Genomic DNA, 20,874 nt, shown 5'->3' with positions numbered 1-20,874 from the left:
CGCAGTCAAAAAACGCTTAAGGAATTTTCAGTATATCACCAACATGTAAGGTACTGGTTTGCAGATTGTTGGTTGATTTAAGTTCCATCATATTCACACGATAACGCTGTGCAATGGCACTGAGTGTATCTCCACGGCTGACAATATGCTGCTGAGGTTTGACCTGCTGTGTGATGGGGTTACGCTGGAAATAGCTGCGAATCCCGGCCAACATGGCTTGAGCAAGTTTGTTCTGGTGATTGACATCGTTGAGCTTGCGTTCTTCTTCGGGGTTAGAAATAAATGCTGTTTCTACCAGAACCGATGGAATATCCGGTGACTTAAGTACCACGAAAGCCGCTGATTCAACTTGTTTTTTATGCACAGGTCCAACCCGCTTCAAGCCACCCAGAACACTGTTGCCGACTTCCAGACTGGCTTCCAGACTGGCAGTTTGAGACAAGTCGAGTAATACCGACGCCAACAAATCATCTTTGTCTTCCAGACTGATTCCACCAGCCAGATCTGCAGCATTTTCCCGATCAGCCAAAATCTGGGCTGCTTCACTGCTGGCACCGCGGGAAGACAGAACATAGACGGAAGAGCCTTTGGCACTGGTACGCTGAAACGCATCGGCATGGATAGAGATAAACATATCAGCACCGTTTTGTTTGGCACGTTGAATACGCTGTCTCAGGGTAATAAATTCATCTCGATCCCGCGTCATATAAGCTCGCATGCCCGGCTCGTCGTTAACCAGTTTAGCCAGTCGTCGTGAGATGGCCAGTACGACATCTTTTTCCCGCGTACCGTTGCGGCCAATGGCTCCCGGATCACGACCGCCATGGCCAGGATCAATTGCGATAACAATATCACGACGTGGTAATACTGGTCTGCTTCTCACGGTTGTTGCAGTTGCCTGCGGCAGCTCACTGGATGTTGTTTTAGCCTGCGAGGGAGCGTCATTATTTTTTGCCTGATTAGACGAAGGCTGATCAGTCGATGTTTCAGCATTGGGGTCTGGAGATTGGGTCGTTTTATTTTTGGCAACAGCAGCAGTGGCTGGCCCATGTTTTAAATCAACCAGCAGACGATGGGAGTATTCACCTTCAGGAATCAAGGCTCGGATTTCATAATCTGTGGCTTGTTTAAGATCAAATACCAAACGATAGGTATTTTGATCGTGCTGGGCATGGCGAATTTTATCGACCACGGCACTGTTGAAAGTGGGGGCAATTAAGGCTTTATTGACTTTGGCCGCTTTAATATCCACAACTAAACGATGCGGGTTGGTCAGGGTAAAACTCTTGTACTCCAGTGCTTTATCCAGATCCAGCACAACGCGGGTCAGGTTTTCATTTTGGGAGACACGGATATTTTCTACCGATGCGCTATGCGCCGTGGCAGTTAATATCAGCATTATCCATCCCAATAATAAACGAGACATAGTCAGTTCCTGCAATTTACTCAGCCTTAGTTTGTGATTGAAGGAATAAAAAATCAAGACTTTTTTCTATATTTTTAAAAGAGATACAGAGTAAAGCTGAATTAATTGTGAAGTTTTTCGCAGATATCTGACGCGACTTCTGAATAAGCAGTAAGAATCACTTGTCGGCCGGAAGACTGATAATTCAATGAGATCAGCAGATCCGGTTCAGGTAATACACCTTTACCTTGCTCCGGCCATTCGATTAATGTCAGGGTATTTGCAGAAAAATAATCCTCAATACCGAGATAGAGTAATTCTTCCGGATCCGCCAGGCGATACAGATCAAAATGATAAATATCCCGCTGATGGATAATGTAATGTTCCACCAGAGTGTAGGTCGGACTTTTGACTTTTCCAGTATGTCCCAGAGCGGTAAGTAGCCCCCGGACAAAAGTGGTTTTGCCAGCTCCAAGATCACCTTTCAGATGAATGCAAAATGCTGATTCGGGCAATAATACTGCCAGTTTAGCAGCCAAATCCAGGGTGGATTGTTCGTCAGCGAGCCAGAGCATTAATAGATAAGGTTCGCTAATCGACGGAGATGTGGCATCAAATCCATTGCCAGTGTCCCGCGTTCACCATCCAATTCAGCAGCTCTGTCCGCTGCCATACCATGTAATGTCACGCCAACACAGGCTGCATCCATTATCGGGAAATGTTGTGCCAGCAAACCGCCTATGACACCAGCCAGTACATCACCCATACCGCCACTGCCCATTCCTGGATTACCCCAGGTGGAGAGGCGGGTAGGCGCTTCTCCGTTTGAGATTAATGAGCCGGATCCTTTCAGCACGACCACACCACCATAACGTCTTTGCAGCTCATAAACGGCTGCAAAACGATCGGCTTGAATATCTTCTGAGCTGCAACCCAACAAGCGTGCAGCTTCACCCGGATGTGGTGTGAGCACCCAATTGTCATGATGTTGCGGATTTTTGCTCAGCAGGTTTAATGCGTCAGCATCCACTACCATGGGTAAGTTGGTCTCAATCGCTTTGTGGAATAACGCAATACCCCATTCACTCTGGCCTAAACCGGGACCAACCGTTAAGGCATTGGCCGGACGTAACAACGCTTCCAGATCACCGGCATCCTCCACGCCGTAGCACATCAATTCCGGTCGGGCCAGATTGAGGATTGGGCCATGCGTGCTGCGGGTGGCAATACTAATCAGTCCTGCGCCAACACGCGCCCCTGCTTCTGCGGCAACACGTGCTGCTCCCGGCATTCCGTGGTCACCACCAATAATAAATAAATGACCGTATAGACCTTTATGTCCTGTGCGCTCACGCGGTGCTAATCCAGCTGCGTCATTTTCAAGACTGACGCGACGTGCAATTGGAGTAAAGACGTTATAAATGGCGGAAGGGACTTTTAGCGAATCAAAACAGACCTCACCGCAAAAGTTCGGCCCTTCACCGGTAAACAGGCCTTTATTCAGGCCAAGAAAGCTCAAGGTGATGGTAGCGTGAACTGCTGTTCCCAGAGCTCGCCCGGTATTGGCGTGAATGCCGGAAGGAATGTCCAGCGCCAGAACGGGAATACGTTTGGTATGCTGGTTGATAGCATCAATGGCGAGAGCGTAGTCACCACTTACTTCACGGTTAAGACCTGTCCCTAAAAGCGCATCCACAATAACGTCGGTCGTGGGTAATTTATCTTCAAAGCGATGAATTTCATTACCCGTTGCAATATAGGCTTCACGGGCCGCGAGCGCTTCCTGGCTCATTTCCTTCTCGTCGCCAACTTGAAATGCCACGACACGGTAATCTTTTGCTAACGCCTGACGAGCCAACTCAAAACCATCGCCTCCATTATTACCGGTACCGCAGACCACCAGAATGCGTTCGGCTTGAGGCCAGTAATTTTTAATTGCATCCAGCGCCGCTTCTCCAGCACGTGACATTAATTTTGCTGGGGAAATGTTATGTTGCTCCGTAACGATACGTTCCAGTTCACGGGTTTGCTCAGCAGTGTAGAGTTCATGTGGCAAGGTCGACATAAAATAATATCCCGATGAAAAAATTCAGTTCTTTATAATAGCCCGCATGGCCGATCCAAATACAGTGCAGTTCTCCCGTGCGCTCCTTGCAGATATGCAAATCTGGGCGCGTTCGCTGGGCTTTCAACAGCTAGGGGTCAGTGATATTGACTTGTCTGTCGCAGAAGATCAATTACAACACTGGCTGGCACGCGGATTTCATGGCGAAATGGACTTCATGCAACGTCATGGCAGCTTGCGGAGCCATCCTGAAGAATTAGTGCCTGGCACGGTTCGTGTGATTACGGCGAGAATGGATTACTGGCCGGAAACCGCGGCCGATGCCTGGCAGGTGATGGGGAACAGTGAACTTGGTTTTGTTTCCCGTTATGCCCTGGGCCGGGATTATCACAAATTGATACGTAAGCGTTTACTCCGCCTTTCACAAAGAATTGAAGAGGCTGTTGGGGAAATGGGCTATCGTGTATTCACCGACAGTGCCCCAGTGATGGAAAAGGCATTGGCACAGAAATCCGGTCTGGGCTGGATAGGCAAGCATACTAATGTATTAAACCGTCAAAATGGTTCGTATTTTTTCCTGGGGGAAATTTACACTGATCTGCCTCTGCCGTTAACCGAACCGGTATCCGAGCATTGTGGCAGTTGTACTGCGTGCATTGATATCTGTCCGACTCAGGCCATTGTCGCGCCTTATGAACTGGATGCCCGCCGTTGTATTTCCTATCTGACCATTGAGCTGCGTGGCAGCATTCCAATTGAATTCCGCTCAATGATGGGCAATCGTATTTATGGCTGTGATGACTGTCAGCTGGTTTGCCCGTGGAACAAGTTTGCTCAGATGACCACGGAATCAGCCTATCTGCCGCGACAAGGTCTGGATGCGCCACAGTTAGTCGATTTGTTTGGCTGGACAGAACAGGAATTTCTGCAGCGACTGGAAGGCAGTCCAATACGACGTATTGGCTATGAATGCTGGTTGCGTAATATTGCAGTTGCCCTGGGGAATGCTCAGACTAGTGACAGTGTGTTGGCAGCATTAAATAACCGGGCAGGGCATCCTTCCGAGTTAGTTCGCGAACATGTGCTTTGGGCCTTGGCGCAACACCAACGATTGTCATAACTTTGTCACGCCGTCGCATTAAGTTGTCTTTTTAGTGATGGAGTTATCCGCTACGGAATAGGTCAGAACCACTCGTGTGATAAATACATTCAGGAAAAAGCATGTTGGAAAACAGCTTCGATAATCTTATACAGAAACAACTCAGCCGCCGTTCTGTGCTGCAATTTGGTTTGGGAGCGATGCTCGCATCGGCTATGCCATTGTCTTCTGCGGCAACCATATTGCAGCTTCATCCTCAATTAATGGGCTTTAAAGCGATTTCTGTGGCGGATTTACTGGATGAAGTGGTGGTGCCGGAAGGCTATCGGGCAGAAGTATTTTACCGCTGGGGCGATCCAGTTTCTGACGGTCCTGTGTTCAATATGGATGCCAGTAATTCGGCGGCAGAACAGGCTCTTCAGGCCGGCATGCATCATGATGCGATTCATTTTTATTCCTTGCCTGCCGATTCAGCCAACTCGGATCACGGTTTGCTGGTGATGAACCATGAATACCTGGATCTGGATGTCATTCACACTGATGGCAGCCATACACATGCTCCAGAAACCTATACGGCTGACAAGGTCGTCAAAGAACAAAACGCGCATGGTGTGTCGCTGATTGAGGTCAAGCGTGATAATGGTCAATGGCAAATTGTCCGGCCGTCAAAATATGCACGGCGTCTGACGGCGAACAGCGAAATGCAGATAAGCGGCCCGGCGGCGGGGCATGATTTGTTGAAAACCCATGCCGATCCTGAAGGCAAAAATGTGTTGGGTACATTAAATAACTGCGCCAATGGCAAAACTCCGTGGGGGACTTATCTCACCTGCGAAGAGAATTTTCATTACTACTTTGTTTTTGATCCAAAACATCCAAGGGACGCTGAGACTGAACGACGTTGGAAGCGTTACAAATTAGGGTTCAGTTATTACGGCTGGCAGCAGTTTGATTCACGTTTTGATCTGGATAAAGAACCCAATGAAGCCAATCGTTTTGGCTGGGTGGTTGAATTTGATCCCTACGATCCACAGAGTATTCCGGTTAAACGCACTGCACTTGGCCGTTTTGCTCATGAAAATGTCGCCATCAAAGTTGCCGCCGATAATCGTATTGCCTGTTATTCCGGTGATGATGCCCGCTTTGAATATATCTATAAGTTTGTCACCCGTGACAGCTGGGATGGCACCCCGGGCGCACACCATGGCAAATTGCTGGATGAAGGCGTGTTATTCGTTGCCCGATTTGATGACGAAGGTATTGGGGTCTGGTTACCTTTAATATATGGGCAGAATGGTCTGATCCCGGAAAATGGATTTAGTGATCAGGGTGATGTGTTAATTCATGCCCGGGCCGCGGCTGACCAGTTAGGGGCCACCAAAATGGATCGTCCGGAATGGATCACCGTGCATCCTGAGACAGGCGAGGTATTTGTCTCACTGACCAATAACAGTGAACGCAGTGAAACCAATCCGGCTAACCCCCGACAGCCAAATTTATATGGGCATCTGCTTCGGTTTAATGAGGTCGATGCCACTTCCACCGAATTTACTTGGGAGGTGTTTGTACTGGCAGGCGGGGAAGAGCATGGTGCGACTATCAACGGAGATATTTTTGCTAACCCCGATGGTTTGATGATTGATCAGCGAGGCCTGCTGTGGGTACAAACCGATATCAGCTCAAGCAAAATGAATGAAGGCGAATTTGCTCAGTTTGGTAACAATCAAATGTTGGCAGTAAATCCGGCTACTGGCGAAACCAGACGTTTTCTTACCGGGCCGGTGGGATGTGAAGTTACCGGCGTCACCATAACGCCCGACATGAAAACCATGTGGGTCAATATTCAACATCCCGGTGAGATGCCAGCGGTTTTAGAAAAGCGTGGCATTGTGAAATCCCCCCAAAACCCCAGCGCCGCCAGCAACTGGCCGGATCATCTGCCTAATGGCCGACCTCGTTCCGCTACCGTGTTAATCACTAAAGAGGATGGTGGGGTGATAGGGACGTGATTCTGAGTGATTTACCACAGAGGCACGTAGGGCAGAAAGGTTTAAAAGCTATTTATCCGCAGATTACGCAGTTGGACACAGATTAATTGAGAGCAACTTTGATCTAAACTCGCTTCATAAATCATCACGATTGGTGAATTCAAAAAACTTCCGTGGGGTGGCGCGAGGCAGGAAGCCCAACAATCACATCATCTATGTCGGGTTACGCTGCCGCTAACCCGACCTACATTTTTTATTAATCTTTGTGTGCTCTGTGTCTCTTTGGTTAATCCAAAAAAATCTGCGCCCATCTGCGTAATCTGCGGATCAAATTATGGTAGTTTTGGCTGAGACTACGTTTTGATTAATATTTCAGGCAATTCCCAGCCATTTGAGGCCTAAATGTTTTCATCCCTGACGCTCAACCTGATCGTCTTTGGCATTGCTGCTATGGCCATTGTCCTCGCGGGCAGTCGGCTGGCAAAGTTGGCAGATGAACTGGCCGATCGTACTGGCATGGGCGAGGCCCTGTTCGGAGTATTGTTGCTGGCGGGGGTGACTTCGCTCCCGGACTTTGCCGCGACCTTAAGTGCCTCGATGGATGCACGGCCCGATCTGGCCATGAGTAATGTTATGGGTAGCATGGCGGTGAATCTGGTATTTCTTGGCATTGCAGACATCGTTTATCGCAAAGCCAATCTGGAGCATGCGGCCGCTTCCCCTGTAAACCTGATGCTGGCAGGTTTGTTGATCGTTTTACTGACCCTGCCGTTACTGGCGATCGTCTCGCCTTCAGTTTCATTCTGGGGCGTGCATCCGGTTACACCGGTGATCGTTGTCGCCTATCTGTTTGGATTACACTTGGTTCACCGCACGCAGGTAAGACCCATGTGGTTCCCACGTTCAACCCGGCAGACAGTTCCGGATAAACCCGAAAAACTGCATCATGGTAGCTTGACGGCAACATGGCTTGGTTTTATTGCCCTGGCTTTGGTGACCTGCATCGCCGGTTGGATGGTAATGGAATCAGCCAAAGGCATTGCCGATCACACCGGACTTTCTGACACCCTGGTGGGTGGTTTGTTTACCGCCCTGGCGACTTCCACTCCCGAATTGGTGACCACTATCGCCGCGATACGCTACGGTGCGTTGACCCTGGCAGTAAGCAATATCTTCGGCACCAACTGTTTTAATATTCTTGTGGTCGCCGCGGCCGATGCAGGTTATCCGCATAATTCTATCTATCACGACATGTCGCCAGTGCAGATGACATGGGGGTTGGTCAGTATTTTGATGACGGCCATTCTTTTGCTGGGCATGGTGCGACGCGAGACTTATGGCATTGGCCGAATTGGTTTCGAAAGTGCCTTAATCCTCTCTGTTTACGTCATTGCTTTGGGCATTATTGTGTTAAATGGCTGAGACCTTTCAGGTTAGTAACCACAGAGACACGGAGGACACAGAGGTTTATATGGATATTTATCCGCAGATTTCGCCGATGGGCGCAGATTAATGGAAAGTAACTTTGATTTAACCTTGCTGCATAAACCATCATGATTGGTGAATTCAAAAAAACTTTTGTGGGTTGGCGCTTAATTAACGAAGCATAACAATCACATCTTCATATGTCCGGTTACGCTGTGTTAACTCGATCTAAATCGTTTATTAATCTCTGTGCGCTCCATGTCTCTGTGGTTAATCCAAAAAATCTGCGTCCATCTGCGTAATCTGCGGGTTAAACCTTTGGAGTTCAGTTACCAAAAGCTTCGGATTCAATTGAAAATTAATCTTTCGGCAAATCCTTAAATGCCGCAATGGCATCTTTTCTGGCCTGTTTGTAATCCACCACCGGTTGCGGGTAGCCGCATTGGTCTCGTAGCTCTGCTGGTGGATTATGCAGTTGCTTGATTGGCACATCCTTTAATTCCGGAACAAAGCGTTTGATAAACAATCCCTGTGGGTCATAACGTTCGGATTGCAATGTTGGATTAAACACCCGAAAGTAGGGCGCGGCGTCGACGCCGGTTGATGCACTCCATTGCCAGCCGCCGTTATTGGCAGCGAATTCACCATCAATTAAAGTTTGCATAAAATATTGTTCACCACGTCGCCAGTCGAGTAACAGCAGTTTGCTGAGAAAGCTGGCGGTGATCATTCTGAGTCGATTATGCATCCAGCCGGTTTGGTTGAGTTGACGCATAGCAGCGTCAACAATCGGAAAGCCGGTTTTGCCTTCGCACCAGGCTTTGAAACCGGCTTCATCATTACGCCAGATAACTTTTTCGGTTTCCGGTTTGAATGCCTTACCCATACTGATGCGTGGAAAATACAGCAATAATTGTTTGTAAAAATCCCGCCAGGCGAGTTCACGTAACCAGTCATCATGACGCCAGTCACGATTAGCTTCGCCACAATAAAACTGAATGGTGGCCAGTAATCTTCTCGGACCTAACTGGCCGTTGGCCAGATATGGTGACAAGGTGCTGGTGGCCGGTTTGCTGGGAAAATCGCGTTGAGTTTTGTAATCATCGAGTTTGATTTCACAAAATGCCGAAACACGTTCTAAGGCTTTTTGTTCGTTGCCGGGCCATAAATCATCACGAAATTCTCCGGCCCAGTCACATGCCAATAGATCCGGTTTTAGGGCTTTACCCTGTGATTTTGGTTCGGCATACGGGGCTTGCTGAATATCTTCGAGGATTTGCAGCCAGCGACGGTAATAGGGCGTGAATACTTTAAAAGGATCATCCTGCTGGGTTTTTACCGGTAAGGCGACCAGTAAATCTTCGGCGAGCAGATGCACGTTTATATTGGCTTTGGTTAATGCAGTATTAACGGCCTGATCACGACGTTGTTCATCAAGCGGCGTTTCGGCTTGAAACCATATATCACTGATATTTTGTTGCTGGCAGAATTTTAATAATTCATCGGGCACATCGGTAAAAAAATCGACTTCAAGTAAATAAAAAAGTATGCCAAGCTGGGCAAGTCGATCAGCGATATCCTGTATCGCTGCGGCACGAAGACCCAGTTTGGCGGGAGATTCATTGTGTTGCTGCCATTGTTTGGGGGTGGCGCAAAACACTACCTGGATTGGTCCTTTTTCAGCCGCGAGTGCTAATGCCGGATGATCATCGAGGCGTAAATCATTGCGTAACCAGACCAGTTGCGTTGCTTGCATGATGTTTCCTTACGGTAAATTTCTGAACAGGTATTCAGCGCGCTGGCTGATGGCCTGTTGTTCATCTTGAGATTTGTTGTGCCAGTTTTTGACCTGCATACCAAGGCGAGGATTTTTACTCAGCAGTTCCTGATGCCGGTCGACAAAATGCCAGTACAACGTGGTAAATGGGCAGGCGTTATCGCCACTGGCTTTTTTGGGATTAAATGGGCAGGACTGGCAATAATTGGACATGCGATCAATATAAGCGCCGCTGGCAATATACGGTTTGGAGCCGACGATACCGCCATCAGCGTATTGGCTCATACCCAAGGTATTCGGGAGTTCCACCCAGGCAACAGCATCAACATACATCGCCAGATACCATTCGTGAATGGCCTTGGGTTTGACGCCCCATAACAAGGCAAACAAACCGGTGACCATCAGCCGTTGAATGTGATGACCATACCCATGATCCAGAACTTGTTTGACGCTGTGATGCAGGCAGGTCATGTCGGTTTCAGCAGTCCAATATAATGCTGGCAGATTGCGCCGGGCATTCAGCGCGTTCATTGTTAGCCAGTCATCACGATAGCTCCAGTACAGACCCCGTACATATTCACGCCAGCCGAGGATTTGCCGGATAATACCTTCCACCGCATTTAATGGTGCTTTATCGTTGGTGTGCGCCTTTTCAGCCGCTGCAATCACTTCTGCAGGAGAGAGTAGTTTGAGATTCAGGCAGCTTGATAAGCGTGAATGATAAAGCCACGGTTCATCGGTCCACATCGCATCCTGATAGTCGCCAAAATGTGGCAGCCGATTTTGAATAAAATCTTTTAATGCCGCTAACGCTTGTTCACGGCTGACCGGCCAGTTAAAGCTTTCAATATTGCCGTAGAGATCCGGCAGAAAGTTTTCAACATCCGCTATAACTTGTTTCGTGATGTCATCCGCCTCAAACAATAAAGGCGAAGGCAATTTGGATGGGCCTTTTTTGCCAAAGCTTTTGCGGTTGTCCTTATCAAAATTCCACTGATCTCCAAGCGGCTGGTCATCTTCCATCAGAATTTGCCGACTTCTACGCAGTTGCCGATACCAAAATTCCATTCGCGGTTGTTTGCGATTGGCTAACCAGGCTTTGAATTCACCTTTCTCACTGATGAAATGCTGATCGGCCAGCCATTCAATCTCAATATCAAATTCATTGGCGCATTGCTGTATTTCATTCATAACCCTGACATCACCAGGTAATACGCAGCGAATTTTTTCAAATGAATCCTGTTTTAACGTGGATGATAAAGCGTCACGGAAACTGGATTTTTTATCATTTAACGTCCAATAAATCAGCGGATAGTTATTCGTTTTGAGTTGCTCAGCAAAATGGCGCATCGCCGATAAAAATAAAACCGTGCGCTGTTTACTCGATAAATATTCTGTGGACTCAGCCGACACTTCCGCCATCCACAACCTATCATGCTGTTGATCAAAGTCATCGAACAGCAGACTGCTGGCATCAAGTTGATCACCAAGAATAATATTAAGATAGTGCAACTTAGCCATTTAACGTTGAAAGCGCCGCCAGCCATAATGCAATCGCGGCCCCATAAGATAAATGTCCACGCAGACGCATCAACTCGGCAGAGTAGATCTCGCGTAGTTGCTGCCGTTCATATAAGTGCAGACCGATAAATGATAATGCGGCCAGCCATAACCAATAATGTGTTGGAGATAACAACCAGCACCAGGCCCATAACATGGTGGACACACTGACTATCACGACATGACGTGGCAGATCGTAAATGCTGCTGACATACCAGAGCAGTCCGCCGAGGAAGGTGAAAATCAGTGCGGCATAACTCAGCAGCCAGTCAAAAGCATACAAAAATCCCAGCCAGCTCATAATGGCCAGCCCAAAGAAAGGCAGCAATCCGGCGTAGCCTAAAATCCGATGCCTGGTGGTGATCATGAAGCCTCCTCTGCAGGTAAATGTAAGGTTTCAATCAATAATTGTTTGGGACGAAGTTTTAACAAAAAGCGTAGCTGGATTTTGTAGGCATCCAGATCAAAATATTGTGGTTCAGCATATTGCTGCTGTAATCGTTCAAAGGCATCGTGTTGGTTTTTTACGATGCCGAGATAAAGCCATTGATCGACCAGATGAAAATGTGCCGCTTCATAATCGCCATCAGACGGCAGTTCGGTAATCACTATTGGGCCTTTCCATGGCCAGGCCTGATTTTTAATACCCGATAACGCAGTTTGCAAACGCAGGTTGTAGCGTATTGACGGTTCTTCACCACAGCAGGCACCCAGACATTTTTTTAACTGATAACCGAAACAGCCGTTTTTGGTTTTTTCCAGCCCGCATAGTTTCTGACACAGCTGATGTTCATTAATTAGATCGAGCAGTTTTTTTTCCGCTTGTTTTTGGCTACGGAATAATCCATAACGCTGACTGATATTTGGCGATTGATGTAAGTCGGCCATCTCGACACTGGTGCGATGATAGCCATTTTCATCTGTTGCCAAGGCGATTTGGTACAGCCGTTTGGCTTTGGTCTGTCGCCGGTTATAGCGTGGCGTTTGGCTTTTGATTAACTGATTTTCCAGTAACTGCGCGCCAAAGTCGGAAGGCGTTTCAATAAAGTCGATGTGTTGCAGTTGTTGTTGCATCTCGCTGTTGCGCTGTTTGCCATTTATGACAAAGTGACTCAAAACACGTTGTTTGATATTGACGGATTTACCTATATAAAGAAGTACGCCTTGTTCATCAAAGAACTGATATACACCAGGCCGTTCGGGCAGTTTATTAATTTCATTAATATCGAGATGACTGGGCAGTCGGGTTTGTTGGGACAGCTGCTGACAGGCTTGCTGAATGGTTGATTCATCAAAGTCATGTTGGGTCTGCTGGAATAATTCAAGAATGACCTGTGCATCATCCATTGCCCGATGGCGTTGATTAATAGTCAAACCGAGGCGGGAGACAATGGCATCAATGCCATGACGACGCTGTTCCGGGTAAAGCAGTCGACTGATTTTAACCGAACATAATGTTTTGGCTGAAAAGGTAATACCTATGCGGCGAAAGGATTCTCGAATAAAGCCATAATCAAAGCGCACATGATGGGCAACAAATACTTTGTCCGCTAAACGTTGGTGCAATTCTTCAGCAATGTCGGCAAAGGACGGTTGGTTTGCCACCATTGAATCGGTAATGCCGGTTAATTTGCTGATCCATGGTGGAATACTGATACCGGGATTGATTAAGGTTTGCCAGCGATCGGTTTCCACACCATCGGTGATTTCGATCAGGGCAACCTCAGTGAGCCGATCACGTAATGCATTGCCACCGGTTGTTTCGCAGTCAAGCAATACCAATTTTTCCGGAAAACCCAGTAGCGGTTTCATGGATGAATCGCTGATTTACGGTTACGGCGACAGCGTTCGGAACAGTACAAAACCTGCTCCCAACAGTCACGCCATTTTTTTCGCCAGCTGAACGGACGGTTGCAGACCATACAAAATTTGGATGGTAAGTTTGGTTTGAAATGCACCATTACAATCACAATTTAATTGAGTGTAATGATCATCCTGCGGTTGTCGTGAAATTACCGTGAATTGAAATTGTTATAAATTGTAAATTTACTCTGGCACTTTAATCATGTGCTCGCGGTAATGCTGCAGTTCGCGGATGGAGTCCTTGATATCGTCCATTGCCAGATGTGATGATTTTTTCTTGAAGGCTTTTTCAACTTTGGGGGCCCAGCGACGCGCTATTTCCTTGAAACTGCTGACATCCAGATTACGATAATGGAAATAGGCTTCCAGATCGGGCATCAACCTCGCCATAAATCGACGATCCTGACAGATACTGTTACCGCACATGGGTGATGTACCGGCGGGTACATATTTTTTTAGAAATTCCAATGTTTCCTGTTCGGCCTGCTCAACAGTGACAACACTATTACGCACCCGTTCAGTGAGGCCGGAGCCACCATGTTGTCTGGTATTCCACTCATCCATCCCTGCGAGAATCGAATCTGGCTGATGAATTGCGAGAATGGGCCCTTCTGCCAGGATGTTGAGCTCGCCGTCAGTGACAATGGTGGCGATTTCGATAATATAGTCGTTATTGGTGTCGAGACCGGTCATCTCCAGGTCAATCCAGATCAGGTTATGTTTGCTTTTGGCCATGGGCTCCATCTTTTTATTACTACAGATTTAGGTGAACTATGTTGCCATTAATTGTATCAAAGGCTAATGTACGCAACACATTATAGGATTCTAACTGGTTTAAAAAATTATGAATGAATTTAGCTGGATATTTTTAATTGCTCTCGCCCTGATGACGGGGATTGAGATCTGGTTGTCATTGCGTCAACGTCGCCATGTGCTGGCGAATCGCGATGAAGTGCCTGCCGCATTTCGTGAGCAGATTGGTCTTGCCGCACACCAGAAAGCCGCTGACTATACCGCTGCCAAAGGGGCTCAAATGCGCCGCGAAAGTTTATTTGGAGCTGTAGTGTTAATCCTCTGGACCCTGGGCGGTGGTTTGGCATTATTGTCCGGGGCATGGGAAAGTTTAGGCTGGTCAGCGATGACCACTGGTGTCGTGTTGATTTTGAGCTTTTTGCTGATTGGCTCAATACTTGAACTGCCTTTATCCTGGTATCGCACCTTTGTGATGGAAGAAAAATTCGGATTTAACCGCAACACGCCAGCCTTGTTTATGGGGGACTTTGCCAAACAGTTACTGTTGATGCTGGTATTAGGTGCGCCAATTGCCTGGGTGACTTTATGGCTGATGAACAGCACCGGTGATTTCTGGTGGTTATATTTATGGGCAGCCTGGATGGTTTTTGCCGTGGTAATGATGTGGGCTTATCCTGCGTTTATCGCACCATTGTTTAACAAGTTCACGCCGTTAGATGATGCCAACCTGAAACAAAAGGTTGAGAGTTTATTGCAACGTTGTGGTTTTAAGAGCCAGGGCATTTATGTGATGGACGGTTCGCGCCGCAGTGGACATGGCAATGCCTATTTCACTGGCTTGGGTAATAACAAACGCATCGTGTTTTTTGATACGTTGTTGAATACCCTGAACGAAGATCAGATTGAAGCGGTATTGGCCCATGAGTTGGGACATTTTCGTCGCAAGCATGTTATAAAAAATATGCTGATGATGGCTGTGATGAGCCTAGTTGGTCTGGCGTTGTTAGGTTGGGCTTCAACTCAAACCTGGTTCTACTCCGGTCTGGGCGTGGAAACACAAAATAATGCGATTGCATTGATTCTGTTTATGCTGGTGATTCCGGTATTCAGTTTCTTCCTGCATCCTTTAATGACATCTATGTCTCGCAAATATGAATTTGAAGCGGATGCCTATGCTGCTTCGGTTTCCAGTGCGGATGATTTGATTACCGCACTGGTGGCTTTGTATAAAGAAAATGCCAGTACGCTGACACCGGATCCATTGGTTTCAGCTATTTATGACTCGCATCCACCGGCATCACTGCGTATTGCCGCGTTGCAGACTCGAGTCGCCGGATAGATGCGTTATTTAGTGACTTTGATTTTTCTGTGTGTCAGCGCAACGGCGCTGGCACAGGGAAAACAATTACACGATGCCAATTGTATGCAATGTCACGCGTCTTTGGCAGATGGCCAACCCAATTCAATCTATAGTCGATCGAATAGAGGGGTTAAAACACTGGATGGGCTGGAAAAACGGGTGGCAAATTGTGCGATTGCCGCCGATGTGAACTGGACCCCTGCTCAACAAAAGCAAGTTGTAGAGTATCTCAACAGTCAGTTTTACAAATTCTGATTAACGCAACGTAAGACAATTTCTGCCAGCGGCTTTTGATTCATATAAAGCGACATCGGCACGCTCGATAATATTCAATGAGGTATCACCAGGCTGATACTGACTCAACCCTACAGAAACAGTGACCATACCAATTGTTTCATCACTGTCTTTTTTCTTCAGATTACTGCTCGCCAGCTGTTGGCGAATCCTATCGGCAATTTGCACGGCTTTATGTGAAGGGGTGTCGATAAAAATTAATGCCATCTCTTCTCCGCCAAAACGTGCTGCGATATGCGGTTTGTCTTCACAATGTTTTTTCAATATGCTGGCAAAAAACTGTAAGACTTTATCGCCGAGCAAGTGGCCGAATCTATCATTGACCTGTTTGAAATGATCGATATCAAATAAGGCGAGGGTGAATGTCGTTTCACTGTGCAGGCACAACTCACTTAATTCTTTATTCAGACAGGCACGATTCACCAGACCTGTTAAGCCATCAGTCTTCGCCTGCTCTTTAACGGCCTGTAATTCTTTCCTCAATTTAATAATTTCCTGACTGGTTTGCGCCAGTTCTTGTTTTAATTCGCTGCTTGACTGTCCCATTTTTCGTGTGTTGACAAGAATTTCAGCCAGTACTCCTTTAATCTCGGACAGATCTTGTGATTGTTCCAGTTTATTTTGTTGAAGTGCTAAATCTTCAGAAAAATCATCTGCAGCCAGTTCAACCCGATTAATTTGATTCATCGTGTTGTCGACGACCAGCCGGAGTCCATTATTGGTTGCCTCAAGCCTTTCTGGCATACCCATTAAAACGTACTTTTCATAAAGCTGTTGAGTCAGTTCCGGGGTGATTTTCTCCTGTTGTTGCAATCGACTGTCAATGGCTTTCTTTAATGCCTGATTGGTCCCTGCCACATATTCGTACCAGACGGCGTAATTAACCGGGTTAACAGGTGTTTGGTGCTGATTGATAAAGGGTAGTGCACGGCGCAGGTTTTCAGAGGCCTGATGAAAAGGTTCAGTGTAAACGGGAGGGAATGAGGATGGCGTTGACACAAAATATCCTTACTTAGTGAAGGTTGTCCAAGTTAATCCAGCTTAAATTAAAACCGTATCAATCATTTAACTATTTGAGATGAATTAGCCACAGGGCTGGTAGGGAATAATAAACAAACTATTGTAAAAAACAAAGCAAACTATTATGCAGTGACAAATAACAGAACAAAGTTGGAATGAGGCATGACAAACTTTTCCTCGTAATAAATTCAATTAAAAACCAGTTCTGATTAATGAAGATAGAATGATCACAATATGACCATTACGGCAGAAAACAAGCCGCAGATGATGTCGGGAACTGGTTAATGGATCTGCATGATAACCTGTTAAGGTAGATAATCAACCAAAGCTGACACATCCCGAAACAGTCAGACATATGAGTCAGATGCGGGTTAGTTTTCGTCCAGCAATCTGACGGCCAATACATCGCAACGGGCATGATGCAGAATAGCGTTGGCTGTTGAACCTAGCAGCATTTTAATTCCTTTGCGACCATGAGATCCCACGACGATCAGATCGACATTATTTTCTTCGGCAATACGCACAATGTCTCGTCCCGGACTGCCATATTCAATCCATTGATTGTTGGGGGCGATCTCAAATTTTTGTCCCAAAGCGGATAATTGTTTTTTACCGGCATCGAGTAATGCTTCGCGCATATCCGCATCAACGCTGATCATTGGCTCATAGGCAAAATCGGTGAGTGGGAAATCTTCAACAATATGACATAAGCTCAAACGGGTATTGTTAGCGGCTGCCAGTGCCTTGGCGCGATGAATCACCATGTCGGTATGGTTGGAAAAATCAGCTGCAATCAAAATATGTTGATAAAGGGCCATTGGTATTTCTCCTAAAAGATGCATAAGGCAGGACAGGGCCTGCCTTATCAGTTTTATTTTTCACTTTCCAGAAAACGTTCAGCATCCAGTGCTGCCATACAGCCAGCGCCAGCAGAAGTAATTGCCTGACGATAAATAGGGTCCGAAACGTCACCTGCAGCAAATACACCAGGAATACTGGTTTGAGTGCCTTTTTTGAGAATTATGTAGTCATGCTGCATTTCCAGCTGACCTTTAAACATAGAGGTATTCGGCTGATGACCAATGGCAATAAAGACACCTTGAACGGCAATTTCCTGTGTTTTTTCAGACTCGGTACTTTTAACTCGAATGCCAGTCACACCGGCATCGTCACCTAAAACTTCATCAAGTGTGTGATTCCAGAGAATTTCCACATTACCTGTTTCGGCCTTTTTCAGTAACTGATTACTGAGGATCTTTTCACTGCGGAAGCTGTCACGACGATGGATTACAGTGACTTTTGAAGCGATGTTCGATAAATACAATGCTTCTTCTACGGCGGTATTACCACCACCGATAACGGCGACGGGCTGATTTTTATAGAAAAAACCATCACAGGTAGCACAGGCAGAGACACCGCGGCCTTTAAAGGCTTCTTCAGAATCCATGCCCAGATATTTTGCTGAAGCACCAGTGGCAATAATCAATGCATCGGCCGTATATTCACCGGCGTCGCCGATTAATTTGAATGGGCGCTGGCTTAAATCAGCTGTATGGATATGATCAAAAATAATGTCGGTGCCAAAACGTTCTGCATGTTTCTGCATACGTTGCATCAACTCCGGCCCTTGCACACCATCAGCATCACCAGGCCAGTTATCGACATCAGTCGTTGTCGTTAATTGACCACCTTGTTCAATACCAGTGATTAATACAGGATCTAAAGCAGCACGAGCAGCATAAACCGCGGCTGTATAACCAGCTGGGCCTGAACCCAGAATCAGTAGTCGGCAGTGTTTGCTGTCCGCCATAAGTGTATCTCCCAGTATCGAATAAAAAACGAATAGATTAGAGTACTCATTGCTTTGCCTTTGGACAAGCATCAGCTGCTAAAACCTGTGTTAGAATTTGCGCTTAATCAATTGGCTTCATTGGAATTATCACATTGGCACAAGCGACACGGGCAAACGACAAAAATAAACAGGATGTCACCGCTGGCGCAGTCGGATTCAGACTTCGTGAAGCGGCACTGATTCTGGCGCTCGCATTAGCGGCTTATTTATTACTGTCTTTAGTAACCTACGAACCTACCGACCCCGGCTGGTCAACCACCGGAACAGATGATCTGATTGCCAATCGCGGTGGTATTGTCGGCGCATGGCTTGCAGATGCTTTGTTATACGGATTTGGCTTTCCTGCCTATCTGGCTCCGTTAATGTTGGGATTCAGTGGATGGCTTTTATTCAGTTGGGGTAAACGTGCTGATGGTGACGATGCCTTGCATTTCTGGGTGTTGAAATCCGTTGGTCTGGTCATGGCATTGGCTGCGGCCAGTGGTTTGTCTTCCCTGAGCTTGATGGATTACGCTGAGTTATTGCCTTTGGGGTCTGGCGGAGTATTGGGGGAAGTAGTAGGCCATGGTTTTGAATCGGTATTTGGTGCTTCCGGTACCAGTTTATTACTATTAGCCTTGTTGTTGACGGGGGTAACATTATTCACTGGCCTGTCCTGGCTGATGGTGATTGATCGTCTCGGTGCAATCGCGATGGTGGTACTGATTCATATTGCTCGCTGGAGCCGTGAATTAAAAGAAAATCTGCAGGTGCGTCGCACCCGCCAGCAACGTGAAGAAAGCTTTATTGCGCAGAAAGAAAAAATGCAGCACAAAGCCAAGGTGAGAGTAGAACCTCAGCTACAGGTTAAAGAATTAAGCAAACGCGAAGAAAAAGAGCGGCAACAGCCGTTATTTGAAACTGCTGATGCTCCGGGTATGCCCACCTTGTCTTTACTGGATTTGCCCAAAGCTGTGGCTGCCGGTTACAGCGAAGAAGTATTGCAAGCCTTGTCACGTCTGGTGGAGCTGAAGTTAAAAGATTTCGGCGTAGAAGTTCAGGTCGTTGAAGTTCAGCCGGGACCGGTGGTGACCCGGTTTGAATTACAACCGGCAGCCGGTATTAAAGTCAGTCGTATCAGTGGTCTGGCAAAAGATCTGGCCAGAGCATTATCTATCAGCAGTGTGCGTATCGTTGAGGTTATTCCGGGTAAACCGGTGGTCGGACTGGAAATTCCCAATGAAATTCGCGAAGTGGTTCGCTTACGCGAAATTCTGGCCTGTAGTGATTATGAAAACAGCAAATCACCATTAGTGATGGCTTTGGGCAAAGATATTGCGGGTAGACCTGTCGTTGCGAATCTTGAAAAAATGCCGCATTTATTAGTGGCAGGTACGACTGGCTCCGGTAAGTCTGTTGCAGTTAATGCGATGATTTTGAGCCTGTTATACAAAGCCACACCTAAAGAGGTTCGCCTGATCATGGTCGATCCGAAGATGCTGGAATTATCGATTTACGAGGATATTCCGCATTTGTTGACACCTGTTGTGACCGATATGAAAGAAGCCGCCAATGCATTGCGTTGGTGTGTTGCGGAAATGGAACGCCGTTATCCTCTAATGGCCGCCCTGGGTGTTCGGAATATCGCTGGCTATAACAAAAAAGTTCAGGATGCCATTGATAGTGGTGAACCGATTCCGGATCCCATGGCAGAAGTATTGCCCGGTGAACCCATCCCAACGCTTGAGACGTTACCGTTTATCGTGGTTATTATTGACGAATTAGCCGATATGATGATGGTGGTGGGCAAGCAGGTTGAAGAACTGATTGCCCGTCTGGCGCAAAAAGCACGTGCTGCCGGAATCCATTTGATTCTGGCAACGCAAAGACCTTCGGTAGATGTTATTACCGGATTGATTAAAGCCAATATTCCGACCCGAATGGCGTTTCAGGTGTCATCACGTATCGATTCGCGGACCATTCTGGATCAGATGGGCGCCGAGCAATTATTGGGACAGGGCGATATGCTGTATTTACCGCCTGGCAGTGGCTTGCCGGAGCGGGTGCACGGTGCCTTTGTAGACGATCATGAAGTACATGCGGTGGTCGATTTCCTGAAAACGCAGGGTGGTCCGAATTATCTGGAAGAGATTACGCAGGACAATACCGATGATGGCGACAGTGCAGGCGTTGGTGACGCCAGCGATGGTGAAACCGACCCCCTTTACGATCAAGCTGTGCAAATTGTTACCGAAAGCCGCCGTGCCTCTGTTTCCGGTGTGCAGCGTCGATTGAAAATCGGTTATAACCGCGCTGCACGAATTGTTGAAGCGATGGAAGCTGCCGGAGTGGTTTCTGCGATGCAAACTAACGGTAGTCGAGAAGTATTGGCGCCACCGCCACGCAATTAGTTGCTGCATTAAGTGTCCAAGGG

The 20,874-nt window shown here is 47.1% G+C and carries 18 protein-coding genes; 6 read left to right on the top strand and 12 right to left on the bottom strand.

Annotated elements, in window-relative coordinates:
- Positions 1–16 precede the first annotated feature (16 nt).
- From B2W60_RS06825 to B2W60_RS06815, 3 genes are all read right to left on the bottom strand, one after another.
- Positions 17–1,426: an N-acetylmuramoyl-L-alanine amidase gene (locus tag B2W60_RS06825; RefSeq protein ID WP_292361959.1), complete on the bottom strand. Its 1,410-nt coding sequence runs from the start codon at positions 1,424–1,426 to the stop codon at positions 17–19.
- 101 nt (positions 1,427–1,527) lie between these two features.
- Positions 1,528–1,980 carry a tRNA (adenosine(37)-N6)-threonylcarbamoyltransferase complex ATPase subunit type 1 TsaE gene (gene tsaE, locus B2W60_RS06820; RefSeq protein ID WP_292361960.1) on the bottom strand — a complete coding sequence of 151 codons (453 nt, stop codon included), beginning with the start codon at positions 1,978–1,980 and terminating at the stop codon, positions 1,528–1,530.
- Complete coding sequence (locus tag B2W60_RS06815; RefSeq protein ID WP_292361961.1) at positions 1,980–3,470, bottom strand: NAD(P)H-hydrate dehydratase; 1,491 nt, start codon at positions 3,468–3,470, stop codon at positions 1,980–1,982. Before B2W60_RS06815 ends, tsaE begins: the two co-directional genes overlap by 1 nt.
- A 46-nt stretch (positions 3,471–3,516) precedes the next feature.
- On the opposite strand from B2W60_RS06815, the gene queG reads away from it, so the two are divergent.
- The 3 genes from queG to B2W60_RS06800 all read left to right on the top strand — a co-directional run bounded on the left by queG (position 3,517) and on the right by B2W60_RS06800 (position 7,979).
- Positions 3,517–4,590, top strand: a complete 1,074-nt coding sequence (gene queG / locus B2W60_RS06810) for a tRNA epoxyqueuosine(34) reductase QueG (protein WP_292361962.1) — start codon at positions 3,517–3,519, stop codon at positions 4,588–4,590.
- A gap of 101 nt (positions 4,591–4,691) precedes the next feature.
- Positions 4,692–6,578 carry a PhoX family protein gene (locus B2W60_RS06805; protein ID WP_292361963.1) on the top strand — a complete coding sequence of 629 codons (1,887 nt, stop codon included), beginning with the start codon at positions 4,692–4,694 and terminating at the stop codon, positions 6,576–6,578.
- Between the two features lie 381 nt (positions 6,579–6,959).
- Entirely contained in the window at positions 6,960–7,979 is a 1,020-nt protein-coding gene (locus tag B2W60_RS06800) for a sodium:calcium antiporter (protein WP_292361964.1), read from the top strand.
- Positions 7,980–8,340: 361 nt separating this feature from the next.
- On the opposite strand, the gene B2W60_RS06795 is transcribed toward B2W60_RS06800, so the two are convergent.
- From B2W60_RS06795 to orn, 6 genes are all read right to left on the bottom strand, one after another.
- Positions 8,341–9,738, bottom strand: a complete 1,398-nt coding sequence (locus B2W60_RS06795) for a cryptochrome/photolyase family protein (RefSeq protein ID WP_292361965.1) — start codon at positions 9,736–9,738, stop codon at positions 8,341–8,343.
- Between the two features lie 9 nt (positions 9,739–9,747).
- Positions 9,748–11,280, bottom strand: coding sequence for a cryptochrome/photolyase family protein (locus tag B2W60_RS06790; RefSeq protein WP_292361966.1), 1,533 nt, complete (start codon positions 11,278–11,280; stop codon positions 9,748–9,750).
- Positions 11,273–11,686 carry a DUF3429 domain-containing protein gene (locus tag B2W60_RS06785; RefSeq protein ID WP_292361967.1) on the bottom strand — a complete coding sequence of 138 codons (414 nt, stop codon included), beginning with the start codon at positions 11,684–11,686 and terminating at the stop codon, positions 11,273–11,275. Before B2W60_RS06785 ends, B2W60_RS06790 begins: the two co-directional genes overlap by 8 nt.
- On the bottom strand, positions 11,683–13,131 hold the full coding sequence (locus tag B2W60_RS06780; RefSeq protein WP_292361968.1) for a 3'-5' exonuclease family protein: 1,449 nt from the start codon (positions 13,129–13,131) through the stop codon (positions 11,683–11,685). Before B2W60_RS06780 ends, B2W60_RS06785 begins: the two co-directional genes overlap by 4 nt.
- Positions 13,128–13,280: a DUF2256 domain-containing protein gene (locus B2W60_RS06775; protein ID WP_292361969.1), complete on the bottom strand. Its 153-nt coding sequence runs from the start codon at positions 13,278–13,280 to the stop codon at positions 13,128–13,130. The genes B2W60_RS06780 and B2W60_RS06775 overlap by 4 nt, the downstream gene beginning before the upstream one ends.
- Before the next feature lie 85 nt (positions 13,281–13,365).
- On the bottom strand, positions 13,366–13,917 hold the full coding sequence (gene orn, locus B2W60_RS06770; protein ID WP_292361970.1) for an oligoribonuclease: 552 nt from the start codon (positions 13,915–13,917) through the stop codon (positions 13,366–13,368).
- A 109-nt stretch (positions 13,918–14,026) separates the two neighbouring features.
- Between orn and B2W60_RS06765 the strand changes: the two genes are divergently transcribed.
- Positions 14,027–15,274, top strand: a complete 1,248-nt coding sequence (locus B2W60_RS06765) for a M48 family metallopeptidase (RefSeq protein ID WP_292361971.1) — start codon at positions 14,027–14,029, stop codon at positions 15,272–15,274.
- A complete protein-coding gene (locus B2W60_RS06760) occupies positions 15,275–15,550 on the top strand; it encodes a c-type cytochrome (RefSeq protein ID WP_292363968.1) in 276 nt (91 codons plus the stop codon).
- Here the strand turns inward: B2W60_RS06760 and B2W60_RS06755 are convergent, their stop codons facing one another.
- The 3 genes from B2W60_RS06755 to trxB form a co-directional block, all read right to left on the bottom strand.
- Positions 15,551–16,588: a GGDEF domain-containing protein gene (locus tag B2W60_RS06755; RefSeq protein WP_292361973.1), complete on the bottom strand. Its 1,038-nt coding sequence runs from the start codon at positions 16,586–16,588 to the stop codon at positions 15,551–15,553.
- 392 nt (positions 16,589–16,980) lie between these two features.
- Entirely contained in the window at positions 16,981–17,427 is a 447-nt protein-coding gene (locus B2W60_RS06750; RefSeq protein WP_292361974.1) for a universal stress protein, read from the bottom strand.
- 53 nt (positions 17,428–17,480) lie between these two features.
- Positions 17,481–18,419, bottom strand: coding sequence for a thioredoxin-disulfide reductase (gene trxB, locus B2W60_RS06745; RefSeq protein WP_292361975.1), 939 nt, complete (start codon positions 18,417–18,419; stop codon positions 17,481–17,483).
- Between the two features lie 134 nt (positions 18,420–18,553).
- Between trxB and B2W60_RS06740 the strand changes: the two genes are divergently transcribed.
- Complete coding sequence (locus tag B2W60_RS06740) at positions 18,554–20,851, top strand: DNA translocase FtsK (RefSeq protein WP_292361976.1); 2,298 nt, start codon at positions 18,554–18,556, stop codon at positions 20,849–20,851.
- The last annotated feature ends 23 nt before the right edge of the window (positions 20,852–20,874 follow it).

The organism is Methylophaga sp. UBA2496, from assembly GCF_002341635.1.
Lineage (GTDB): Bacteria > Pseudomonadota > Gammaproteobacteria > Nitrosococcales > Methylophagaceae > Methylophaga.
This window is presented reverse-complemented; position numbering and strand designations above follow the sequence as displayed.

Excerpts from the sequence above, each read along its gene's own strand:
- queG (WP_292361962.1), top strand. The coding sequence starts at position 3,517 with ATGGCCGATCCAAATACAGTGCAGTTCTCCCGTGCGCTCCTTGCAGAT.
- B2W60_RS06760 (WP_292363968.1), top strand. The coding sequence starts at position 15,275 with ATGCGTTATTTAGTGACTTTGATTTTTCTGTGTGTCAGCGCAACGGCG.
- B2W60_RS06785 (WP_292361967.1), bottom strand. The coding sequence starts at position 11,686 with ATGATCACCACCAGGCATCGGATTTTAGGCTACGCCGGATTGCTGCCT.
- B2W60_RS06800 (WP_292361964.1), top strand. The coding sequence starts at position 6,960 with ATGTTTTCATCCCTGACGCTCAACCTGATCGTCTTTGGCATTGCTGCT.
- B2W60_RS06825 (WP_292361959.1), bottom strand. The coding sequence starts at position 1,426 with ATGTCTCGTTTATTATTGGGATGGATAATGCTGATATTAACTGCCACG.
- orn (WP_292361970.1), bottom strand. The coding sequence starts at position 13,917 with ATGGCCAAAAGCAAACATAACCTGATCTGGATTGACCTGGAGATGACC.
- B2W60_RS06805 (WP_292361963.1), top strand. The coding sequence starts at position 4,692 with ATGTTGGAAAACAGCTTCGATAATCTTATACAGAAACAACTCAGCCGC.
- B2W60_RS06815 (WP_292361961.1), bottom strand. The coding sequence starts at position 3,470 with ATGTCGACCTTGCCACATGAACTCTACACTGCTGAGCAAACCCGTGAA.
- B2W60_RS06790 (WP_292361966.1), bottom strand. The coding sequence starts at position 11,280 with ATGGCTAAGTTGCACTATCTTAATATTATTCTTGGTGATCAACTTGAT.
- B2W60_RS06795 (WP_292361965.1), bottom strand. The coding sequence starts at position 9,738 with ATGCAAGCAACGCAACTGGTCTGGTTACGCAATGATTTACGCCTCGAT.
- B2W60_RS06765 (WP_292361971.1), top strand. The coding sequence starts at position 14,027 with ATGAATGAATTTAGCTGGATATTTTTAATTGCTCTCGCCCTGATGACG.
- B2W60_RS06775 (WP_292361969.1), bottom strand. The coding sequence starts at position 13,280 with ATGGTGCATTTCAAACCAAACTTACCATCCAAATTTTGTATGGTCTGC.
- B2W60_RS06780 (WP_292361968.1), bottom strand. The coding sequence starts at position 13,131 with ATGAAACCGCTACTGGGTTTTCCGGAAAAATTGGTATTGCTTGACTGC.
- tsaE (WP_292361960.1), bottom strand. The coding sequence starts at position 1,980 with ATGCTCTGGCTCGCTGACGAACAATCCACCCTGGATTTGGCTGCTAAA.
- B2W60_RS06750 (WP_292361974.1), bottom strand. The coding sequence starts at position 17,427 with ATGGCCCTTTATCAACATATTTTGATTGCAGCTGATTTTTCCAACCAT.
- trxB (WP_292361975.1), bottom strand. The coding sequence starts at position 18,419 with ATGGCGGACAGCAAACACTGCCGACTACTGATTCTGGGTTCAGGCCCA.